General features: G+C 64.6%; 3 protein-coding genes. All 3 read right to left on the bottom strand.

Annotated elements, in window-relative coordinates:
• On the bottom strand, positions 1–217 hold a 217-nt coding region (locus AB0J09_RS62475), incomplete at its 3' end, for an NAD-binding protein (RefSeq protein WP_360713661.1).
• 590 nt (positions 218–807) lie between these two features.
• A complete protein-coding gene (locus AB0J09_RS62470) occupies positions 808–1,206 on the bottom strand; it encodes a hypothetical protein (protein WP_360713659.1) in 399 nt (132 codons plus the stop codon).
• Positions 1,207–1,802: 596 nt separating this feature from the next.
• On the bottom strand, positions 1,803–2,398 hold a 596-nt coding region (locus AB0J09_RS62465; protein ID WP_360713657.1), incomplete at its 5' end, for a hypothetical protein.

The raw sequence follows: 2,398 nt of genomic DNA, 5'->3' as shown, positions 1-2,398 counted from the left end.
CCTTGGCGACCCCGCGCGCATCCACCGCCTGCCCGCCGGGACGCAGCTCAGGAGCCCGCTCCACCACGGTCACCTCGGCCCCCCGCCGGCGCAGCCAGTGGGCCAGCGCGGGTCCCGCGATGCTCGCCCCCACCACCAACACCCTGGGACCGCTCACCCGCGTCCCCTGCTCGCCAGTCCGGATGGTGTGCTCCTGCTTGGAGTCGTCGACGCTCATCACTGCCTCCATATGCTTCCTCCCGCGCTGGACGTTCCCAGCACAGGCCCACCGCTGTCGGTGTGTCCAGCCGTATCGACCACGGATCCGCACAAAACTCATCGGCACGACCCAAATCGCGTCCACGCTCCCACACACACCCTGAACTCGGCATGTGCGTGCGACGGGCATGGTCATGATCGCCTCGGCCCCGGCCAGACAGTGATGAGAAACACCAACTCCGATGACGCTCACATCAGCCCAGACTGGTGCAAACCAGGCGAACCAGGCCGTCAGCTAGGCCGCCGCCTGAGAATTCCCCAGATCTGCGCGCAACACAGTGAGACGCTGAAGGGGCCAGTGAGAACGGACAACCAGGCTTCCCAGCAGCCCCAGATGTCTCTTCTCAATCAAGTTGGCGTGCGGGAGAAGGCGTGACCTGGTGGACGCCAAGTCGACTGAGACATTCAGGGGTGATGGCGGTCTCAGGATCATGGCGTGGCAGGTCGAATGTCTCAGATCACGGCTCGTGATCATGAAAAGCTGCGGTGCCGACGCGGCTGTGGCAGGCACCGCGCCTGGTCCCTCGCCCTGGGGATCCAGGCTGCCTGTCAGCGCCTTCCCTGCCAGGAGTAGAAGGCGCCCTCCAGGTGCTCGAAATAGTGATCGACGTGATCCTCCGACCACTCCACGTCCCCGAGGATTGGAGCTGGATCGCCCTGCGGACTCCAGGCGTAGCCGTAGGGGCTGGCCAGTGCCTCGCCTTGTTGGAAAACGACGACGCCGTGCTCACGCCGGACCTCCTCAAAGTCCATCCCGCCGACGGTGCGGGGGCCGAGTCGGTCGCCGTCCCTTATTGTGCGTGCGAACGCCTCCATCTCTGCCGCCGAGCGGATGAATCGCTGGTCATCGCTGCCGCGGAAGGCCACGATTGCCACTATCACGACGACTGCGGCTGTGAGGACGCCGACGAACGCCAAGGCTTTCGAACGTGAACCGCTGACTGACATGCGGCCTCCTCCTGATCGTCCTGAACACGGTTGTGGTGATCGTAAACGGAGCAGCTGCGCGGCAGCCATCTGTGGCCGTGCACTCGAAGGCGTCTTGCTTGTGATCACGAAATTGCCAGGCCCGGGAACCACGCATCCTTCTTCGGCGCGGCGGGAGCCTTGCCCGACGGGTCGTTGCGCCAACCAGGTGAGACCGATCAACGAAACACGCCATGTCTCGCGAGACAGGACAAAAGGCAAGCCCTAGATCACGGCACATGCCGGGAGTCTGGGGCTTCTCATAGTCCCGACCCGACGTGGAGCACGATCGGGACATGCACCCCACCCAGTGCCGTCCGCCGTTGGACCTGATGGACGTGGAAGGCTTTTGTGGGCTGATCGAGACATCACGGCTGCCAGATCCGCCTGCTCACCCGCGCCGACACTTGGCCGCTGACCGCCACCGACGAGCTGATCAACACAGACTCCCGTGACGAGGGGTCCGTCTCCCTCCCCAGGCCGATCCGAGCGGCCGGATCAGGGGTCCGGCCCTCGCCACGGAAGCCGTGTGGCGAGGGCCGGTCGGTTCGAACTCCCGTCACGACATCATCTGTACATCACCACGTGTGGTATTCGGAGGCCCCGCTGGCCGTGAGATAGACGCCGCCGAAGCTGGCCGAGTAACCGAATCCGGCCTTGAAGGCGAACGAGCTCACGAACTTGCCGTTCGCGGCTCTCTCCCCCGACGCCTCCACATCGATGAAGAAGCCGAATTTCGGATTGAAGTAATCCTTTTCGAGCTTCTTGTACACCTCCTTCAGGGAATCCCGGCCCCTCTCTGCCATCCCGAAGCGGCCCACAGGCCCCGCCCGGTTCCACCGCTGTCCACCAACCTCTGCGGCCAGTGCGCCCTGACCATCCAGAGTCACATCCAACAGAGGGAGAACCTCCGGCACCCCGAGCCGCACCAGCATCGCCGTCGCTTTCAAGACCGCGAACCACTGACCGGCACTCACCACCTGACCTGCGATCAGCGCAGGCCGGCGGTGCGTCGCCACCTCAAGCACGAGTTGTTGCTGATCGGCGAGTTTGTTACTCACCGCGCTCGTACTGATCTGCGGAATTGGCTGATCGCATACGGCCCCGCTGAGGAGCGCACCGCATCGCAACGGAGCCGGCATCCGTGAGCGAGACAGGCGGCCTGGCTGGCCGG

Source organism: Nonomuraea sp. NPDC049784, from assembly GCF_040659615.1.
GTDB lineage: Bacteria > Actinomycetota > Actinomycetes > Streptosporangiales > Streptosporangiaceae > Nonomuraea.
Note: the sequence above shows the minus strand (reverse complement) of the source record. Positions and strands in the feature narration are given on the sequence as shown.

What these genes read in the sequence shown, in the direction of transcription:
- AB0J09_RS62470 (WP_360713659.1), bottom strand. Translation starts at nt 1,206, where the DNA reads ATGTCAGTCAGCGGTTCACGTTCGAAAGCCTTGGCGTTCGTCGGCGTC.